The sequence below is a fragment of the Bacillus rhizoplanae genome (assembly GCF_917563915.1).
Taxonomy (GTDB): domain Bacteria; phylum Bacillota; class Bacilli; order Bacillales; family Bacillaceae_G; genus Bacillus_A; species Bacillus_A rhizoplanae.
This window is the reverse complement of record NZ_CAKJTI010000002.1, coordinates 153,362-172,490: the sequence shown is the minus strand read 5'-3', so window position 1 is coordinate 172,490 and position 19,129 is coordinate 153,362. Positions and strand designations below refer to the sequence as shown.

The 19,129-nt window shown below is 36.1% G+C and carries 24 protein-coding genes; 10 read left to right on the top strand and 14 right to left on the bottom strand.

Going from position 1 to position 19,129, the window contains the following annotated elements:
- Window positions 1-24: 24 nt before the first annotated feature.
- Window positions 25-444, bottom strand: coding sequence for a carboxymuconolactone decarboxylase family protein (locus LRP84_RS02975; RefSeq protein ID WP_230573720.1), 420 nt, complete (start codon window positions 442-444; stop codon window positions 25-27).
- Window positions 445-565: 121 nt separating this feature from the next.
- On the opposite strand from LRP84_RS02975, the gene LRP84_RS02970 reads away from it, so the two are divergent.
- The gene (locus LRP84_RS02970; RefSeq protein WP_230573719.1) at window positions 566-1,006 is read left to right on the top strand and encodes an Lrp/AsnC family transcriptional regulator; all 441 of its coding nucleotides are present in this window, start codon (window positions 566-568) and stop codon (window positions 1,004-1,006) included.
- Here the strand turns inward: LRP84_RS02970 and LRP84_RS02965 are convergent.
- Entirely contained in the window at window positions 970-1,134 is a 165-nt protein-coding gene (locus tag LRP84_RS02965; protein ID WP_230573718.1) for a hypothetical protein, read from the bottom strand. The two genes, LRP84_RS02970 and LRP84_RS02965, sit on opposite strands and share 37 nt — an antisense overlap.
- 338 nt (window positions 1,135-1,472) lie before the next feature.
- Window positions 1,473-1,835 carry a cupin domain-containing protein gene (locus LRP84_RS02960; RefSeq protein WP_230573717.1) on the bottom strand — a complete coding sequence of 121 codons (363 nt, stop codon included), beginning with the start codon at window positions 1,833-1,835 and terminating at the stop codon, window positions 1,473-1,475.
- Between the two features lie 184 nt (window positions 1,836-2,019).
- On the opposite strand from LRP84_RS02960, the gene LRP84_RS02955 reads away from it, so the two are divergent.
- Both LRP84_RS02955 and LRP84_RS02950 read left to right on the top strand, forming a co-directional pair.
- Complete coding sequence (locus LRP84_RS02955) at window positions 2,020-2,655, top strand: TetR/AcrR family transcriptional regulator (protein WP_230573716.1); 636 nt, start codon at window positions 2,020-2,022, stop codon at window positions 2,653-2,655.
- Between the two features lie 14 nt (window positions 2,656-2,669).
- On the top strand, window positions 2,670-3,140 hold the full coding sequence (locus tag LRP84_RS02950; protein ID WP_230573715.1) for a DUF4188 domain-containing protein: 471 nt from the start codon (window positions 2,670-2,672) through the stop codon (window positions 3,138-3,140).
- A 41-nt stretch (window positions 3,141-3,181) separates the two neighbouring features.
- On the opposite strand, the gene ald is transcribed toward LRP84_RS02950, so the two are convergent.
- Together ald and LRP84_RS02940 are read right to left on the bottom strand one after the other, a co-directional pair.
- Window positions 3,182-4,315 carry an alanine dehydrogenase gene (gene ald, locus LRP84_RS02945; protein WP_230573714.1) on the bottom strand — a complete coding sequence of 378 codons (1,134 nt, stop codon included), beginning with the start codon at window positions 4,313-4,315 and terminating at the stop codon, window positions 3,182-3,184.
- A 145-nt stretch (window positions 4,316-4,460) separates the two neighbouring features.
- On the bottom strand, window positions 4,461-5,225 hold the full coding sequence (locus tag LRP84_RS02940) for an SDR family oxidoreductase (RefSeq protein ID WP_230573713.1): 765 nt from the start codon (window positions 5,223-5,225) through the stop codon (window positions 4,461-4,463).
- A 185-nt stretch (window positions 5,226-5,410) separates the two neighbouring features.
- Here LRP84_RS02940 and LRP84_RS02935 point away from each other — a divergent pair, with 185 nt between their 5' ends.
- The 3 genes from LRP84_RS02935 (at window position 5,411) to LRP84_RS02925 (ending at window position 6,970) form a co-directional block, all read left to right on the top strand.
- A complete protein-coding gene (locus tag LRP84_RS02935; protein WP_230573712.1) occupies window positions 5,411-5,869 on the top strand; it encodes a universal stress protein in 459 nt (152 codons plus the stop codon).
- Between the two features lie 225 nt (window positions 5,870-6,094).
- Complete coding sequence (locus LRP84_RS02930) at window positions 6,095-6,286, top strand: ProA domain protein (RefSeq protein WP_230573711.1); 192 nt, start codon at window positions 6,095-6,097, stop codon at window positions 6,284-6,286.
- 84 nt (window positions 6,287-6,370) lie between these two features.
- On the top strand, window positions 6,371-6,970 hold the full coding sequence (locus tag LRP84_RS02925) for a hypothetical protein (RefSeq protein ID WP_230573710.1): 600 nt from the start codon (window positions 6,371-6,373) through the stop codon (window positions 6,968-6,970).
- Between the two features lie 25 nt (window positions 6,971-6,995).
- On the opposite strand, the gene argH is transcribed toward LRP84_RS02925, so the two are convergent.
- Window positions 6,996-8,384 carry an argininosuccinate lyase gene (argH, locus tag LRP84_RS02920; RefSeq protein ID WP_230573709.1) on the bottom strand — a complete coding sequence of 463 codons (1,389 nt, stop codon included), beginning with the start codon at window positions 8,382-8,384 and terminating at the stop codon, window positions 6,996-6,998.
- Window positions 8,381-9,586, bottom strand: coding sequence for an argininosuccinate synthase (locus LRP84_RS02915; protein ID WP_230573708.1), 1,206 nt, complete (start codon window positions 9,584-9,586; stop codon window positions 8,381-8,383). The genes argH and LRP84_RS02915 overlap by 4 nt, the downstream gene beginning before the upstream one ends.
- A gap of 168 nt (window positions 9,587-9,754) precedes the next feature.
- Here LRP84_RS02915 and LRP84_RS02910 point away from each other — a divergent pair, with 168 nt between their 5' ends.
- On the top strand, window positions 9,755-10,072 hold the full coding sequence (locus LRP84_RS02910; protein WP_230573707.1) for a radical SAM protein: 318 nt from the start codon (window positions 9,755-9,757) through the stop codon (window positions 10,070-10,072).
- A gap of 455 nt (window positions 10,073-10,527) precedes the next feature.
- Here LRP84_RS02910 and LRP84_RS02905 read toward each other — a convergent pair whose 3' ends face one another.
- A complete protein-coding gene (locus LRP84_RS02905) occupies window positions 10,528-10,746 on the bottom strand; it encodes an aspartyl-phosphate phosphatase Spo0E family protein (RefSeq protein WP_230573706.1) in 219 nt (72 codons plus the stop codon).
- A 748-nt stretch (window positions 10,747-11,494) separates the two neighbouring features.
- On the opposite strand from LRP84_RS02905, the gene LRP84_RS02900 reads away from it, so the two are divergent.
- Complete coding sequence (locus tag LRP84_RS02900; protein ID WP_230573705.1) at window positions 11,495-12,145, top strand: YitT family protein; 651 nt, start codon at window positions 11,495-11,497, stop codon at window positions 12,143-12,145.
- 28 nt (window positions 12,146-12,173) lie between these two features.
- Here LRP84_RS02900 and LRP84_RS02895 read toward each other — a convergent pair whose 3' ends face one another.
- A complete protein-coding gene (locus LRP84_RS02895) occupies window positions 12,174-13,004 on the bottom strand; it encodes an EcsC family protein (RefSeq protein WP_230573704.1) in 831 nt (276 codons plus the stop codon).
- Window positions 13,005-13,282: 278 nt separating this feature from the next.
- On the opposite strand from LRP84_RS02895, the gene LRP84_RS02890 reads away from it, so the two are divergent.
- Entirely contained in the window at window positions 13,283-13,714 is a 432-nt protein-coding gene (locus tag LRP84_RS02890) for an NUDIX hydrolase (protein WP_230573703.1), read from the top strand.
- 42 nt (window positions 13,715-13,756) lie between these two features.
- Here the strand turns inward: LRP84_RS02890 and LRP84_RS02885 are convergent, their stop codons facing one another.
- From LRP84_RS02885 to LRP84_RS02865, 5 genes are all read right to left on the bottom strand, one after another.
- Window positions 13,757-14,950, bottom strand: a complete 1,194-nt coding sequence (locus tag LRP84_RS02885; protein WP_230573702.1) for an acetate kinase — start codon at window positions 14,948-14,950, stop codon at window positions 13,757-13,759.
- A 304-nt stretch (window positions 14,951-15,254) separates the two neighbouring features.
- A complete protein-coding gene (locus LRP84_RS02880; protein WP_230573701.1) occupies window positions 15,255-16,241 on the bottom strand; it encodes a class I SAM-dependent methyltransferase in 987 nt (328 codons plus the stop codon).
- Window positions 16,242-16,355: 114 nt separating this feature from the next.
- Window positions 16,356-16,856, bottom strand: a complete 501-nt coding sequence (gene tpx, locus LRP84_RS02875; RefSeq protein ID WP_230573700.1) for a thiol peroxidase — start codon at window positions 16,854-16,856, stop codon at window positions 16,356-16,358.
- Between the two features lie 128 nt (window positions 16,857-16,984).
- A complete protein-coding gene (gene ytfJ / locus LRP84_RS02870; RefSeq protein ID WP_230573699.1) occupies window positions 16,985-17,380 on the bottom strand; it encodes a GerW family sporulation protein in 396 nt (131 codons plus the stop codon).
- A gap of 16 nt (window positions 17,381-17,396) precedes the next feature.
- Entirely contained in the window at window positions 17,397-18,026 is a 630-nt protein-coding gene (locus LRP84_RS02865; protein ID WP_230573698.1) for a DUF2953 domain-containing protein, read from the bottom strand.
- A gap of 157 nt (window positions 18,027-18,183) precedes the next feature.
- Between LRP84_RS02865 and LRP84_RS02860 the strand changes: the two genes are divergently transcribed.
- Window positions 18,184-18,987: an NAD kinase gene (locus LRP84_RS02860; RefSeq protein WP_230573697.1), complete on the top strand. Its 804-nt coding sequence runs from the start codon at window positions 18,184-18,186 to the stop codon at window positions 18,985-18,987.
- Window positions 18,988-19,129 lie beyond the last annotated feature (142 nt).

The following is a 19,129-nucleotide window of genomic DNA, read 5'->3' as shown; positions in this document are numbered from 1 at the left end:
GTATTTATCCGTAAAACTTCAAAGTTAAAACCCATCAGCTTCTAACTTCATCATTCCACCAAAATAGTGTTGAGCAGTAGTAAAAGAAATGAATGCACAAAGCTCACTTATTTCAGCTTCAGAAAAATAATCTTCTAATATTTGGAAATGATGATTTGAAATTTTTCCTTTTTGTTCTTTTAAAAAGACTTCTGCAAATCCAACCGCAACAGATATTTTTTCATCAAACATATGAGGCTCAGGTTTTCCTTTTGCTTTGCAATACTCACAACCATTGCTTTGCGCTAATGTTCTTCTAACCTGTTCTTTTAATTTCGATGATAATAGCCCATCTTTCTCTAATACTTCCCCTAAATAAGACCACGCCTCCATAACTTTTTTATTGTGTCCTAAAAGCTTTTGAAAAGGTGTTTCTCCGAAATTTGATTCATTGATTCTTGCCATTTACAACACCTCCTTGTTATCTTAAGCATACACAATAAAATCTATAGATTACATTAAATTAGAAACGTATTGTTAAACAATCTTTTAAATAACAAACAAAAAGAGGGGAATTACTTTAAAAATGAAAATAGATGATATTGATAAAAAAATAATAGTTGAGTTATCTAATAATAGTCGTTTATCAATGAGTGAACTTGGAAGAAGAATTAATTTATCTTCTCCATCTGTAACTGAACGAGTAAGACAAATGGAGTCATTTGGAATAATAAAAAAATATACTTTAGAAATTGATTATGAAAAATTGGGATTTCCTATCCAATGCATAATAGAAGCAACAGTTAAAAACGGTGGCTATAAAAATTTTAAAAATTACATTGAGAGTCTTCCTAATGTGGATTTTTGTTACCGTATAGCCGGAAATGCTTGTTATATGCTAAAAATGCAATTTGAGAACTTCTCTAAAGCAGAAGAGTTTATCGACATTGTAAATCCATACGCATCCACTGTTACACATTTTATCTTTTCTCAAGTCCAAACGAGTTTAAAAATTGATTCAGATTGACCTGTTCCGTAACTATCTAACGGAATATCTTCAGCTTCTTTTGTTTCAATGCCAAGTTTTAGTAAATATTGATATACTGCTCTTGATTTTTCTAATAACAGTAATTCGTATATATCATAATTCAGCATTCGCTCCTTTCTATGTACTTAACGTTTGAAAACATAAAGTGAAACTTCCATCAGTGGGGGTTTTCTTCATCCCCCACTGATGGTTAGTTGAACCAATCGGGCTTTTACGGACAGTTAGCCCCACCTATCTTCTTCGCTTTTCTTTGCATCTTGAGATGGGGGTCTTACTGTCCGTTAATGCGGGATAAAATGTATACAAATTCCACAAAAATTTCTATACATAAAAAGCACATCAAAACTTGATGTGCTTTCAATCTTGTGAACTCTACTTTCCTCTATCCCTTTAAAACAACTCGTTTTAAACTACCTTGTCTTTATAAGTCCGTAAAAACGGCTCTTCATACATTCTCCACGATAACCGTATCAGCATCTACGTCTTCAAAACAAAGGTTTACAGTACGCTCTAATGCTCTTGTACGGTGAATTGTCCCCGCCGGAATGCATAACGTATCATTTGGCTTTAAGGCAATCGTTTCTCGATCTTGAAAATCAATTAATAACTCTCCTTCTAATACCATAAATAATTCATCTGAATTCGAATGGAAATGCCAATCATATTCTCCCGTAAATACAGCAATCCGCAAACAATGATTATTTACATTTGAAACAACAAAATTTTTGTGTTGCTCTGTAATATTTCTTGTCATCTCTAATAAGTTGATTTTTTCTAAGTTTAATTTTTTTGTAAGTTCATTCTTCATATTTATCTCCCTATCACTCATTATCCAAGTGTTATATTGCAATTTCTTCTAATTTGATCATATCAAACCTTTTTCTGATTTATTGGATAAAAATTCAAAAAATTTAAATTAAAGTGTAGATTCAAAAATTAACTCGTGTTAATTTATTAATAAGAGTTAATTTTTACTAACAAGGAGCATAGTAATGAAAGAGAAATTACCACTACGAGAAATCAAAAAAGCACGAACCAAAATTAAACTATTTCACACTGCATTAGACATCATTGGAGAAAAATCATTTCGAGAAGTATACGTTGAAGAATTATGCGAACGAGTAGAAATTTCGAAGGTAACATTTTTTAAAATGTTCTCCCGAAAAGAAGACATTCTTATTTATTTCATGAGGTTATGGTTAACGGATCGTATGTTGGAGCTGAAAGAAACAAACAAAAAGGGAATGACTGCACTCCGTCATATTTTTGAAGGAGTTTCAGAATATGCAAAAGAAAAACCTGGACTGATGCTAAGTTTAATTGCATTTCTCTCAGAAGAAAAAATGCATCCTTGTATGCCTCATTTAACAGATGCAGAAATTTATCTATTATATCCCGAAAAAGAAGAGCAAGTACGAAAGCTCATTCCAAATTTAAATGAAGTATTTGCAAACTGCGTGGAAGAAGGAAAAGCTGCAGGAGGAATTACACTCAAGATGGACACTTCACAGATTGTGAAACTATTACACTCTATTTTTTACGGTGCCTATTTAACAGCCCATGTCTTTCAAACTCAAAATGTAATGGAAATGTATGACCTTCATTTAAACATATTAAATCCACAATAAAAGAGGGATGAATGATGAAACCTGTAATACCTGGACGTTATACTGCACAGATGGACGATTCATTTGTAGTGTTTGTGATTGGTATGCGCATTAATAAACTATTTGCTGTTTCGAAATGGTTACCCGTAGCGCTAGCAATGGGTGGAATGCTAAAAGAACTATATGAAAATAAAGAACTCGGTTTTCTCAGCACAGAATCTTTCTTCACCGGCCGCACAATTGTACAAATTCAATATTGGAAATCATTTGAAGCTCTTGAACACTATGCACGCCATGCTTCCTTACATTTAGAAGCATGGAAAAATTTTAACCAAAAAGCTTCCAAAACTGAAACGGTTGGTATTTTTCATGAAACATTTGTTGTTGAGAAAGGTCAATATGAGAGTGTATATGCAAATATGCCTCTTTTCGGTTTAGCAAAAGCAGGTACTTCTCTTCCTGTAAGTAGCCAACGAGAAACTGCACGAGCACGGATGAAACCATAATAAAAGCGACTACCCAACGGATAGTCGCTTTGTATTCTTTCTTATGATAAAGCAGGTGCTTTTTCAAGAAGCTCTTTCGCATCTGCATATTGTAAACCATGTGCTTCTGCCACTGCTTCGAATGTTACGTAGCCATCTAATGTATTAATACCTTTTAATAAGGCACTGTTATCTAAGCAAGCTTTTTTATAGCCTTTGTTTGCGATTTGTACTGCGTATGGTACTGTTACGTTTGTTAACGCAAGAGTTGACGTACGTGGAACTGCACCAGGCATATTTGCAACTGCATAGTGAACAACGCCATGTTTTTCGTAAGTTGGGTTGTCATGTGTTGTAATACGGTCAGTTGTTTCAAAAATACCGCCTTGGTCGATTGCGATATCGACTACAACAGAACCTGGTTCCATAGATTTAATCATTTCTTCTGTTACAAGTTTTGGCGCTTTTGCACCTGGAATTAATACTGCACCGATAACAAGATCAGACTCTTTTACAGCTTCTGCAATGTTATATGGGTTAGACATTAATGTTGCTACTTGGTTACCGAAGATATCGTCTAATTGACGAAGACGATCTGGACTTAGGTCGATAATTGTTACGTCAGCACCTAAACCAACAGCAATTTTCGCTGCGTTTGTACCAGCTTGACCACCACCGATAATTGTTACTTTTCCGCGTTTTACCCCTGGAACGCCTGCAAGTAAAATACCTTTTCCGCCTTTTGTTTTTTCAAGGAATTGTGCACCAATTTGTGCAGACATACGACCAGCTACTTCACTCATAGGTGCAAGTAATGGTAAAGAACGGTTGTCTAATTGAACTGTTTCATACGCAATTGCGACTACTTTATTTTCAATTAATGCTTTTGTTAATTCTGGTTCTGGAGCTAAGTGTAAGTACGTAAATAAAATTAAGCCTTCGCTGAAATAGCCGTATTCGCTTGCGATTGGCTCTTTTACTTTCATAACCATCTCTTGATTCCAAGCTTCTTGTGCTGTTTCTACAATTGTTGCTCCTGCTTCTACATATGCTTCATCTGTAAAACCAGATCCTAAACCAGCACCTTTTTGAACAAAAACTTCATGACCATTGTGAATTAAATGAACAACACCAGCTGGCGTCATTGCCACACGATTTTCATTGTTTTTAATTTCTGTTGGTACACCGATACGCATTGGAAATTCCCCCTTGAGATTATAAAATTACCCCTGAATAGCCATAGCATATACGCTTTTCATAAAGCGCTTTCTATTCTCTTATATTTTACCATAATATCGCATTTTTTGACAAAAATAATGAAAGTTGTCCGATAGAATTTGTCTAGTTTTGACGATATCGATGAATAACGTCAACTGCTCCCGTTACTTCTATAATTGTTCCCGTAATCATGTCCGAATCTTCCTCACATAAAAAGGAAATTGTACGAGCGATGTCTTCCCCTGTACCAGAACGCCCGATTGGCGTACGATGATCGGGTAACGTACGTGCCATAGCAATTGTTGCCTCCTTCATATCACCAATAATGTCACCCGGACATATCATATTTGATGTAATACCATATTCCGCTTCTTCATAGGCAATCGTTTTTGTGAGTGAAGCTAGTCCAACTTTTGCAGCCGCAAATGCGGAACGATACATCCATCCCGGCGCGCTATCTGCTCCTTGAAATCCATAATTCACAATACGACCAAATTTCTGCTGTCGCATAATCGGTACAACGAGTTTTAATAAATGAAAAACTGCTGTTAAGTTACCATGAATCATTTCATTCCATTCATTATCTTCATACTCAACTAATTTTTTACGTTCAAATACGTAAGGACCTGCATTATTAATCAGAAAATCAATACGACCAAAATGCTCCATCGCTTTTGTTACTACTTTATGTAAATCTTCTTGTTTCGTTACATCCGCTTGCACAAATTGCATACGATGTGCAAGATGTTTATATTGCTGTTGTAACGTTTCCATCGCTTGTACATCACTGCGATACGTTACTGTTACCGAATATCCTTTATCTAATAATTTCTCTGTTACTTGCTTCCCTAAACCTTTTGTACCGGCTGTAATGAGCGCATGTCTCACAAAAATAAGCCTCCTTTTTTCTTGCTATAATTCATATGTAACAACTTCTTCGAATAATTACAACTAAAAAGTTTGAACAGATTTTTCAAAATTCTGTAACGTTTCTGACATACCTTTTTCCATAATTTACTTTATAATAAAAGTGTAAAGAGTTATAACACTTATACAATTGGGAGGAATCGTTCATGAATACTACATATACAAATATTTTAATTGCAGTCGATGGTTCTAAAGAAGCTGAAAAAGCATTCAAAAAAGCCATTCAAGTAGCGAAGCGTAACAACGCTACATTAACAATCGCTCATATCGTTGACGTCAAAGCTTATTCTGCAGTAGAAGCATATAGCCGCGCTATTGCAGAACGTGCAAATTTATTTGCAGAAGATTTATTAGAAGACTACAAAAAGACTGCATTAGAAGCAGGTCTAACAAAAATAGAAACTGTATTAGAATTTGGTAATCCAAAATCAAAAATCTCAAAAGATATCGCACCGAAACACAAAGTTGATTTAATTATGTGCGGAGCAACTGGTTTAAACGCAGTAGAGCGCTTCTTAATCGGCAGCGTCTCTGAACATATTATTCGCTATGCGAAATGCGATGTCCTTGTTGTTCGCGGTGACGAAGAGCAAGGGGAAATTTAATAACTGTAATGAAGCAGCACCAAGCCTTTATTTCATGAGCTTGGTGCTTTTTTTATTTGCTTTAAATAAAGTAAAACTTCCATCAGTGGGGGTATCCCTCACTGATGGAAAGTTCTCACCAATCTCCTTCGCTCCTCTCTGAAGGGGGGTCTTACTGCCCGCCAATAGCGGGATAAAATGATTCTCTAAGGTTATGCTAAGAAAAAAGGAAATGAGGGAAACGGCATGGAAAGTCAGGAACGTATTATACTGGATTTAAACGGACAAGAAATTGACATGGTAGAAAAAATTTGTGCCCACTTCAAAGAAAAACATGGTGTGGAGTTAAGTCACGGTGCACTTTTTCGCGATTTAATGGATATAGAATATATTCGCATTACAGAAGGAAAGCATAAATACGAACATGAAAAAATATAGGCGACTGGTTGCTTGCAGCGTACAAGCAACCTTTTTCTTTATGCATACATTATATATATGTCCAAGCATAAAGGTGTGATGTTTTTGAGTGATGAGAATAAAAGAAAAAGCAAATCCGCTACTCCAATTATGAACTTATGTATATTTACTCTTCCCGGCTGCAATGTAACTGAAAAACAAATTAAGCAGCAAGTTGCGTTAGCAACCAAAATATGGAACATAGACTTTATTATCACAAGTATCACAACGCTGAAAAATTTTTCTGTTCAAACGAATGATACTTCATTTCGTAAAAAACAAAGCAAAAATATACAACGATTATTTCGTGAAAGAAAGTATCTCTTTCCAAATCCAAATAGCATTTCAATATTCTATACAAATGCAAGGCACCTCTCGAATAATACGACAGGACGAACGTTCTCTTCCTTCACGACGAAAAGCCGTTTCAATCATATTATCCTTACAAAATCTTCGCTAGAAAATACACTTGCGCACGAACTCGGACATATCTTATTCTACTCCCACCGAAAACTACAAGGAAAAAATCCAGATACAAACTCTTATCGAACGCATAGTCTAGACCCTGAAAATATTATGTTTGGAACTGCTACAAGCCGTAAACGAAAAACAACATCTCTGCAAAGATCAAAAGCATTAGAAAGTAAATTAATTGAATATATGTAACAATCATGAAAAATCCCGTGAAACATTACATGTTCACGGGATTTTCTACTATCTCTTTTGCTTTTTGAAGTGCCTGTTCAATTTGTGCGAATCCTGTACCACCTGCACTGTTTCTTCGTTTTACTGCTGCATATGGTGAAAGCACTTCATATAAGTCTTCCTCAAATAACGAGCTCATCTCTTGGTAGGTTGTTAACGGTAAATCTAGCAAATAAACACCTTCGTTAATACAATGAAGGACAAGTTTTCCTACAATTTCATGTGCCTGACGAAACGGTAACCCTTTACTCGCTAAATAATCTGCAATTTCTGTCGCATTTGAAAAATCTTGCGTGACAGCCTGTGCCATTTTATCTTTTTTCACCGTCATCGTCTCAAGCATGCCTGCCATTACATGTAAACAGCCCTTTACTGTATTTACTGTATCGAACATACCTTCTTTATCTTCTTGCAAATCTTTATTGTAAGCAAGCGGCAATCCTTTCATAACCGTTAATAAACTAAACAGGTTGCCGTATACTCTTCCTGTTTTTCCGCGAATAAGCTCTGCCATATCTGGATTTTTCTTTTGCGGCATAATACTGCTACCCGTTGCATAGCTGTCGCTCATTTCAATAAACTGAAATTCCTGACTGCTCCATAAAATAAGTTCTTCACAAAAACGCGATAAATGCATCATTAATATAGAAGCATTACTTAAAAATTCAAGAATGAAGTCACGGTCGCTTACTGCATCTAAGCTATTTTCATATATTCCTTCAAAACCAAGCAACTGCGCACTATACTCGCGATCAATCGGGAATGTTGTCCCAGCAAGTGCCCCAGCTCCAAGCGGAGAAATGTTAATACGTTTTAACGAATCTTTAAAACGATTCGCATCACGCTCTAACATCCAAAAGTATGCAAGGAGATGGTGAGCAAAAGAAATCGGCTGCGCACGCTGCAAATGCGTATACCCTGGCATAATTGTTTCGATATGTTCTTCAGCTTGTCCTGCAAGTACAATTTGCACTTGTTTCACTGCCTCGATAATACCTTGCACTTCATTTCGCAAATACAAATGCATATCCGTTGCTACTTGGTCGTTACGACTTCTTCCTGTATGCAGCTTACCGCCAACTTCACCAATATGTTGAATTAACATCTTTTCAATATTTAAATGAATATCTTCTGCTTCAACAGAAAACGTAAGCTCGTGCTTCTTTGCTTTTTCAAGTAAATGTTGTAAGCCGTTTTTAATTTTCTCTCCTTCTTCAGCCGTTACGATACCGCATTTCGCAAGCATCGTAACATGGGCCATACTTCCTTGTATATCTTCTACTGCTAATTGCTGGTCAAAGGAGATGGAAGCTCCAAACTCCTCAACCCACTGTTCGGCCTGTTCCGTAAAACGGCCGCCCCAAAGTTTGCTCATGCCTCCACCTTCTTTTGATTCACTTGGCTGTATACTTTTGTTGGTAAACCAAATAATGAAATAAATCCAATCGCTGCATCGTGATTAAATTCATCATTTACTGTATACGTCGCTAATTTTTCATCGTATAGAGAATACTCTGATTTACGTCCTTCTACAATCGCATGTCCTTTAAACAGTTTCACACGTACTGTACCTGTTACATTTTTTTGCGTTTCTTGTAAAAAGGCAACAAGAGCATCTTTTAAAGGCGAGAACCATAAACCGTTATAAATTAACTCTGTTAATTTTTGTTCAATCATCGGTTTAAAATGTGCTACTTCTTTTACAAGCGTTAAATCTTCTAATTCCTTATGTGCAGTAATCAATGTCATCGCCGCTGGGCATTCATACACTTCACGTGACTTAATACCAACAAGACGATTTTCTACATGGTCGATGCGGCCAACCCCGTGCTTACCAGCAAGAGCGTTTAACGTTTTAATTAACTCTGAAAGTGAATATGATACGCCGTTTAATGTCGTTGGCACCCCTGCTTCAAAACCAATTTCTACAAATTCGGGTTTGTTTGGTGTATCTTCTAATGCTAACGTCATTTCATATGCATCTTCTGGCGGTGCTGCCCATGGATCTTCTAAGATTCCACATTCGTTGCTGCGTCCCCATAAGTTTTGATCAATTGAAAACGGGCTGTCTAAGTTTATCGGAATTGGTACATTGTTTTCTTTTGCATACGCAATTTCCTCTTCACGTGACCATTTCCATTCACGCACCGGTGCAATCACTTCTAAATACGGATTTAACGCTTGGATAGAAACCTCAAAACGTACTTGGTCATTTCCTTTTCCAGTACATCCATGTGCAACTGCACTTGCACCTTCCATCTCTGCAATCTCTACCAATTTCTTAGCAATTAACGGACGAGATAATGCAGATACAAGTGGATATTTCCCTTCATATAACGTGTGAGCTTGCAATGCTTTTAATGCGTATTCATTCGCAAACTCTTCTTGCACATCAATCATATAAGATTTAATTGCTCCGACGGACAATGCTTTTTCTTTTACAAACTCTAAATCTTTTCCTTCCCCTAGATCTAAACAAAGTGCAATAATATCGTATCCTTTTTCTTGCAACCATTTAATCGCAACAGAAGTATCAAGACCTCCGGAATATGCTAATACAACTTTTTTGTTCTCCATTTTATATCCCCCTAAAGAATAATTATTCATCATCATTAATATTAATTCATAATTTATCACCTTTCACAAAATGTTGCAAGGGATATTCATAATTATTTTTAAAACAATTTCGTCGAAGTTCTTTCCCTTTTTCGATACAATGAAGACAGAAAATGGAGGGGACAATGTATGGAACAATATTTCACATATAACGAACACCTAGGTATTAAACTACCTGATTTCCAAGAAGAATGGGAGGATATACCTGAAACAGTGCAACATGCAATTTTATTAAAGTGGGAACAAATTCGCGGGAAAATACCAGATCGGATTAAAGAACTTGAACATATCATTAACACGAAACAACACCGGTTAAATAACGAAGAAAACTTTGCAATTTCTTGTAGACTCAATACAGAAATCGCGGATCTCGCTTCCATTATTAACGATCTTTGGCTTTGGTATCGTCTAACTCAAAATGTATCTGTAGGAAAAGCACATCAGTAAGGCAAAACTTCCATCAGTGGGGGTTTTCTTCATCACCCACCTATCTCCCTCGCTTCTCTCTGAATATTGAAGTATAGGTCTTACCACCCATGAATAGTGAAATAAAAAAGTCGTTGAGAATATTTCCTCAACGACTTAAAAATTTTATAAAGTTCAACTTCCATCAGTGGTCCCCCACTGATGGTTAGTTGAACCAATCAGGCGCATGCCAGCAGTTATCCCTCAACTATCTTCTTAGATTTTCTCTGAATCTCGAGGTGGGGGTCTTACTGCCCAAAAATAGCGGGATAAAACAGTTCTATCTTTTTTCTTTCCGTTCCCCTTTGTACGTATCCTGAAAACGCTTTCAATTATAGATAAACAATATCGTTGTCGACTTGTTCAAATACGGTAAGTTACAACGCGAAACTAGTTAAAATATATCTATATTATAATAATAGAAAGTATAGCCTTGTCTATTCCGTTAAACATGCAGTGGTAATCGTATTTTTCTTTTCGGACATATGAGACGCTTTCTCTGTGTATATAGTACTTTCCATCAAAAGATATACTAAACTATCTAATTCTTGACTACATACAATTACTCTATCATGATAAAAACCATAATCTCTTACAAGTTCAATTAGTTCCTTCCTTTTTTCCTCCATCCTTTCTTGTATATCTATCGTTTTCATACAAATCTCTCCAGTCACTATAGATAATATTATTCGAATAATACAAAATATTTTGTTTAAAATAAACATTTTGTAATTAATTAAAGTAAGTTTTAAAGAAAAATGAACAAAATTTAATTTTTCATACGGAAAATCTTTCGACGGCAAATGTTTTTTTATTGCACCATTTTTCAGCAAAATTTACACGAATTTCACCTAAAGCTTCCATATTTACGAAGTATGTAGGTTTTTCGCTGCCCATTGTCGACTTCCAAGAACATACATTTTAAAAAAGTATGATATAATGGAATATAATCTTTTATAGAAAGGATTTAGATATCATGATCGCTCGAAGGAGCATGTGGCATCGAAAAGACGAATCTTACACGTAGCGTATTTTTTTGCTTAGATACTTTGTCTAGCGAAAAAAAATACGAGAGTGGGGAAATTATGATTGCCCGAAGGATAATTTGGCAACGAAAAGACTCTTCTTACACGTAGCGTTTTGTTTAGGTTGTTTCATACTCGCTAAACAAAACATTGAAGAGAGCAGGATTGCTAAATGAAAATCCTACTCTAAGTTTTGTTTAGTCTGTTTCAGACCTAAACTAAAACGAAAGTAGGGAGAATTGATGGACGAGAGGATTATTCGTTATTTCTTCAGTGATATATAGCGTAGTTAGACGTATGTAAACTAACTGCTGCTATGTAGGCGTAGTTAGTTTATGAAAAAACAAAAAACTACTAACTACGGAGAGAAGGAATAACGATGGAGAACATCCAAAGTCGACAAATTATTAAAGAAATTTTTATGGTTTTACTTGGTTCATTTATTTTAGCTGTCGCCCTATACCACATTCAGTTTCAAAATCACTTAACAGAAGGTGGCTTTGTAGGAATCGCACTGTTTTTACAAAACTTTTTTGACATTTCACCGTCAATTTCAACTGTTTTAATGGATATTCCTGTCATTTTACTATGTGCTACATTTTTAGGTAAAAAAATGGTCGGTTATTCATTTGTTGGTTCCGTTTCATTCGGAGTATTTTATTCTTTAATGGAAAACTATTCTCCGTTCACGGTGGATTTATCGAATCACTTATTTGTAGCTGCAGTAGTGGGCGGTGCATTAGCTGGGATTGGACTTGGTTTTATTTTACGATTCGGTGGTGCAACAGGCGGAGACGACATTTTAACTATTGTATTAAGCAAAAAATCACGCTTTACAATTGGGCAAATTTTCTTCGTTTTTGACGCAATTGTCATTGCACTTTCATTATATTATTTAACATGGACTGAAATTGCCTTTACGATTCTTTCCCTTGCCGTGCAGGCGAAAGTACTAGATTTAATCTACTATCCAGCAAAGGAAAAGAAACCAGTGGCAATTCCATTATCAAAACAACATGCAACAAACTAAAAAGCGAAAGGCGGCTGCCTTTCGCTTTTTATATTTTTTGGCGTAAATAACGCATTTGATAAAATCGATTTGCAAATTCTGTTATGCTCCGTGTTAAACGGTAATTCATCGTTGATCCTACCGCAATCCCAAGTACCGGTACACCTTGAAACAACTTACGACGCAGTGAATAAATAACGAACGTTTTCATGATTTGTTTTAATAGCACCTGTACAGATGCTGGGTTCAACACTTCCTCTTCTCCCTCATAGAAGAATGGAGCCGCTTCTTCTTGTTCTAACTCTTGCAGTAAGTTGTACCAAGCATACTGCTGCAAATGCGTTGGCAATATGGCTGCATGGAATACTTTTAACGCTAGCATCATTTCATACGGTTTATTCACATCATGACCAAATGATGTGGCGATTAGCTGCACTGCTTTCACATTTAAGGCAACCATTACTGGTAAGTCTGCACTTAATAATAAAAAGCCACCAATTCCTGTTACTCCTCCTTGCACGAAAGAATATAAACGATGACGAGCTGTTTGCTGTTCTGCTATGTATGTTAATTGATCAATCGATAATGTTTTCATTTCTTCAATATGTTCAATGGAATCATCAAATAAACGTGCCGTGCCTAAAATACGTCCACGTGCATCGAGCTGTGATTGCGAACTTTGAATAAATGCATGAAGATGAAAGAGCCATCCATCTGCTTTCGAAAAAAATTCATTTCGTTTTTTTTCTGGTAACTTAGAAAATGTGCCGTTCAACCACTTATCAAACATTCTCTGGAAATCCGTTGATTCTTGTTGCACTAATTGCTGCTCCCAGCTTTTCATATCATATAAAATTCGTTCTTCTCGCTTTGACAGCATACAAACAACCCCTTGGATTATTTTTTCTACATTGTAACATATTTGCTAGAAGAGAAAGAACGCCTGTTTTTTTCTGAAAAACATGTTAACTTTAAATGCGTCATAATAAAGTGAAACTTCTATCAGTGGGGGCTTTCTTCATTCCCCACTGATGGTTAGTTGAACCAATCGGGCTTTTACAGGCAGTTATCCCCCACCTATCTTCTTCGCTTTTCTCAGAATGTTGAGGTGGGGGTCTTACTGCCCGTTAATGCGGGATAAAAAATGGGAGGAATGCTATGTATCCACGTGCAAAAGCCTTAGGTATTATTGAACACAATCATTGTATCCTTGTTGAAGAATATAAAGGAAAACATGAAAGTGGTGAGGGCTATTATTATAGACCACTTGGCGGAAGTATGGAACTTGGAGAGTATGCAACGCAAACTGTTATCCGAGAATTCGAAGAAGAACTTGGCGTCGATGTGGAAATCGTTGCATATTTGGGCTGTTTAGAAAATATCTTTCAAATAGAAAATACAATTGGACATGAACTAATCCAATTGTATTCTGTCTGCTTTTCAAAAAAAGAACTTTATCAAAAGGATCGATTCACAATAACAGAAGGACAGAACATCTCCTACGGTGTATGTGTTCCCATTGAAACATTTTTGCAAGGAGAAAAAACATTATACCCAAACGGATTAACCGAACTACTTTCAAAAAAATAATACAAAAAAAGACGGGAATCATCCCGTCTTTTTTATCATATATTAACCAATATTTCCAAGACGTACTACATCACGAGCAATCATAACTTCTTCGTCTGTTGGAATTACGATTACTTTTACTGGAGAGTGCGGGAAGCTAATGAATGCTTCTTCACCGCGGAAATTGTTGCGTTTCGCATCAAAGTATACACCCATGAACTCAAGGCCTTCTAATACACGCTCACGAATTAATGCACTGTTCTCACCAATACCAGCTGTAAAGATGATTGCGTCTACACCTTTCATACGAGCTGCATAAGAACCGATATATTTATGAATGCGGCCTATAAATATCTCTAGTGCTACTTCTGCACGGTGATTTCCTTCTTCTTCAGCTTGTTCAATATCACGTAAGTCACTTGAGAATCCAGAAAGACCTAACATACCACTTTTCTTGTTTAATACGTTAAGAACTTCATCTACAGTTTGTCCTGTTTTCTTCATAATATATGGAATTAACGCAGGATCAAGGTTACCAGAACGTGTACCCATTGTTACACCAGCAAGTGGAGTGAAGCCCATAGACGTATCAATTGATTTTCCGCCTTCAACAGCTGCGATACTTGCACCGTTACCTAAGTGACAAGAAAGTAAACGTAAGCTTTCAAGTGGACGGCCTAATAATTCAGCTGCGCGCTCTGTTACGTACTTGTGAGAAGTACCGTGGAAACCGTATTTACGGATGCCGTATTTCTCATAGTATTCGTAAGGTAAGCTGTATAAGAAAGATTCTTCCGGCATTGTTTGATGGAATGCTGTATCGAACACTGCTACTGAAGGTACGTTCGGAAGAACTTCTTGGAACGCTTTAATACCAACAACGTGTGCTGGGTTATGAAGTGGCGCTAACTCACTTAAAGCGTCGATTTCTGCTAATACTTGATCGTCAATTAGAGCAGAATCTGCGAATTTTTCACCGCCGTGTACAACACGGTGACCAATACCGCTAATCTCATCAAGAGATTTAATAATGCCAGTTTCAGTTAATTTGTTTAAAAGCATATTAACCGCAACTCCATGGTCTGCGATATTTGTTACTTCTGTTTGTTTCTCGCCGTTTACAGTAATTGTAAATATACTATCTTCTAAACCGATACGTTCTACTAAACCTTTTGTTAATACTGTTTCACTTGGCATTTCAAATAATTGGAATTTCAAGGAAGAGCTTCCTGCATTAATCGCGATGATTTTTGACATCTAGTCTTTCGCCCCTTTTTCTCTTGTTAGCCTTGTGGAATCTTTCCACAAACCGCTCAATTTTATGTCTTCAACTAGCCATCAGCTAATATAAATATTTTACTGACAGAAGTTTTATACTCACGATTTTAATTTAAACATCGTACGACATATATTTCAAGTGAAAAAATTGTAACACAAAGAATTTTTTTATATTACAGATTTAACATTTTTTCATTTCGACTCTTATATATATTACTGAATTTTGTAAACAATATAAAACTGTACTATATATTAGTATATACCTGTTACATATAAACACTGTTTACTTTTGTTCAGCAAACCAACCATTAATTTGATTCATAATATTCTCCATCGCTTTCATATTTGAGAATTTTGGCAATTCTACTAATAACGCTTGTTTTGGCATTTTTGTATCTTGCCCTTTCTTTTGGAGAACAAATATACTTTTTGCATTTTTTTCATTTTTAAACATGGAAACAGGTAGCTGCAGTAGACCTTGCACAAAACATGTTTCTTTAATAAATGCATGAAGCTTTGGCGCTTGATCACTTTCGAAAATGAAGTTTGGCACTAAGAAAAATAAATAGCCGCCTTCTTTCGTATGTTTTACACTTTGTTCAATAAAAAGATGATGCGCATAAGACATGCCTTCATCTGCTTTTAAAGTATATTCACTTGCACCAATTTCGTTTGGATAATAGCCGACTGGTAAATCACACACAACTGCATCAACTGGATCAATGTAAAGAGGAGCTAATCCATCCTGATTGAAAAACTCAACTGCTTGTTTTTGTAAATTTGCATTGACTAAAGCAAGCTTAACAAGCAAATCATCCACATCTACCCCAAATCCGCTCATATTTGTACCTTCTGGGCAACCGTTAAAGATTGTCATCAATAAATTTCCCGTTCCAATTGCAGGATCTAAAACAGTCATTTCCTTTTGATCCTTCATAAATTTCTGGAATAAATAACTCATAAACATACCAACTGCATCTGGTGTCATTTCATGATTTGCTTGTACGCCTTCTTTCATTCCTTTTAAGATGGCAAGTTGAAACGCTTTGCGAATTTCTTCGCCTTTATAGTTTTCTTCATTAAACTTGCTATATTCACGCTCTAGTCGTTCAATTGTTGGTTGTTCTAATCCTTCTTGTAAAATTGTTCCTTCAAATAAATTATCGCCTGTTTCTACAAGCGCTTCTAAATAGGTTATGTCTAATTCTTTACGTAAAATTACGGCAGAAGAATCAAAGATAGAAAATAATGTTTCTACTGTTGAACTCACGAAAATTCCTCCTTAAAACTAAAATACACATAACTTATATCATACCACACTCTAAATTCTTTCCAAAAGAAAAAGCGACCTCTTTTCATAAGAGGTCGCTTTTTGCTCTTCACATTACTTTGCAGCTTTTGCTGCTTCTAATGCTGCTTCGTAATTTGGATGGCTTGTACCTTCGCTTACATATTCTACGTAAACAACTTTGTCGTTGCTATCTACTACGAATACTGCACGTGCAAGTAAACGAAGTTCTTTCATTACAACACCGTATGCTTTGCCAAAAGAAAGGTCACGGTGATCAGAAAGCGTTACAACATTTTCTAAACCGTTAGCTGCACACCAGCGTTTTTGAGCGAATGGTAAATCAACGCTAATTGTTAATACTTTTGCATTTTCAATACCAGCTGCATCTTCGTTAAAACGACGAGTTTGCGCATCACATACACCTGTATCGATAGATGGTACAACACTAATTAATTTCACTGCACCTTTGTATGTTTCTAAAGTTACTGGAGATAGGTCATTTGCTAATACTTGAAAGTTAGGCGCTTGGTCGCCTACTTTAACTTCTGTTCCAACTAAAGTGATTGGGTTTCCTTTAAACGTTACGTTTGCCATTTGAAAATCCTCCCTTTTCTATAACAAAATATGTACAGTGTAAATGATAGATGTTCAGCAAACAGAATGCAAATGAATCGCTCTATTTAATAAAAAAAGAAGCTAATCAATTGATTAGCTTCTTCATTCTATATTTCATACTCCGGCTGTTCACCTTTTTGTGTGTTCATCATTTCTTTCACTTTATCGACTGCTTGCGGTGCTAATTCCATTATTTTATCAAGTATATGTGTCTGTTTATCTAAGTGAAGCACTTTCACACCTTCACTATTTACAACGAGAAAAGCAATTGGATTAATGGAAACGCCGCCCCCACTACCACCGCCAAATGGATGACGATTATTGTTTTCAAGTTTACCAAATTCACTCCCGCCTGCCGCAAAGCCAAAACTTACTTTAGAAACCGGTAAGATGACACTTCCATCTGGCGATTGAATTGGATCACCGACGATTGTGCTTACATCAATCATATGATTTAAATGTTGCATCGCTGTTGTCATCAATCCTTGAATTGGATGTTCCACATAATCCCCCCTATGTTCATTGTTGCATAGCATTATCTGTAGCAATAACCCCTTGTTGTTTCAAAAATACAAATATACGAATTGCCGCTTTCACTGCACGGTATATACGAAATGAAGCTGTTAATTCACAATGTGATGCCACAGTTTCCCCTTGAAAAATTGGAGTAACTTCAAGCTGAGGTACACCGATAATGTCCATATAATTTCCAGTAATGCCAACAATCATTCCTTTTACTGACCATACATAGCCTGTTATAACTCCAGTGCTCGCTGCATCACCTGTTCCAACTTGCGAACGCCATCTCCAATTTTTGATTTTCACTTTTTGAAGAAAGCCTTTCATCATAGTATGGATTTCTTGCATCCTTTTTATAACCTCGGCTATACTGTCAAGCATTGCTACAAACTTATCTTCTGTTCCGCCCTCTTCTTCTGCTTTTTCAATTTTTTGATCTGTTTTCTTTTGTTGTTTCTCTATCCGCTCAAGTACATCAAACGTATAATGAATCATCCATATTTTCACTTGAAATAAACATTGTTTTTCTGTTTCTGTATATAACAAACTAATTTTCAGCGATAATTTCGATAACAAAATAAGCAAGACGAACAAAATAAGTATTCCAATTCCAATCGCAAGCCACTTCATCGTACCATCCTTTCATTTCGTATCCATTATCGACACAATATGAAAAGAATAAACGAAATTGAAAATATAGATTTTTCTAAAAAATAGAAGGATTTTTAATACTTTTTATCGAAATATAGTATTCGAACATATTATTTACTGCATGGAGGGATACAAAATGGCAGATCGTCGCAATTTATTTTTCTTTTACGGTGATGATAAAGCAACACTTGTCGAAAAAATGAAACCAGTATACGACATTTTAGAAGAAAATGGATTTACAATATTAGACCATCCAAAACATGCAAATGCCATCGTTAGTGTTGGCGACGACGGTACATTCTTGCAAGCTGTCAGAAAAACAGGATTTCGTGAAGATTGTTTATACGCAGGGGTTTCGACAACAGATGATATTTCCTTTTACTGTGACTTCCACATTGACCATGTCGATAGCGCCCTTCAAGAAATCACAAAAAATGAAATTGAAGTAAGAAGATATCCAACAATTCAAGTAACAGTTGATCATGATACATCTTTTTATTGCTTAAATGAATTTTCACTGCGCTCTAGCGTTATTAAAACATTTGTACTAGATGTGTACGTTGATGACTTATACTTTGAAACATTCAGAGGCGATGGCTTAGTCGTTTCTACACCAACAGGGAGCACAGCATATAATAAATCACTACGCGGAGCTGTTGTGGATACATTAATTCCATGTTTCCAGGTGAGTGAACTCGCTTCTTTAAATAACAATACGTACCGTACACTTGGTTCCCCATTTATCTTAAACAATAATCGTACATTAACACTAAAATTAGCTCCAAGTGGCAACGACTATCCTGTCATGGGCATGGATAACGAAGCATTAAGTATTAAACAAGTCGAAAAAGCAGTTGTTCGTTTAAGCGATAAACAAATTAAAACAGTGAAACTGAAAAATAATTCGTTCTGGGAGAAAGTACAAAGAACGTTTTTATAAAGTGAAACTTCCGTCAGTGGAGGTTTTCTTCATCCTCCACTGACGGCTAGTTGAACCAATCGGGCTTTTACGGGCAGTTATCCCCCACCTATCTTCTTTGCTTCTCTCTGAATCTTGAGGTAGAGGATCTTACTGCCCGTTA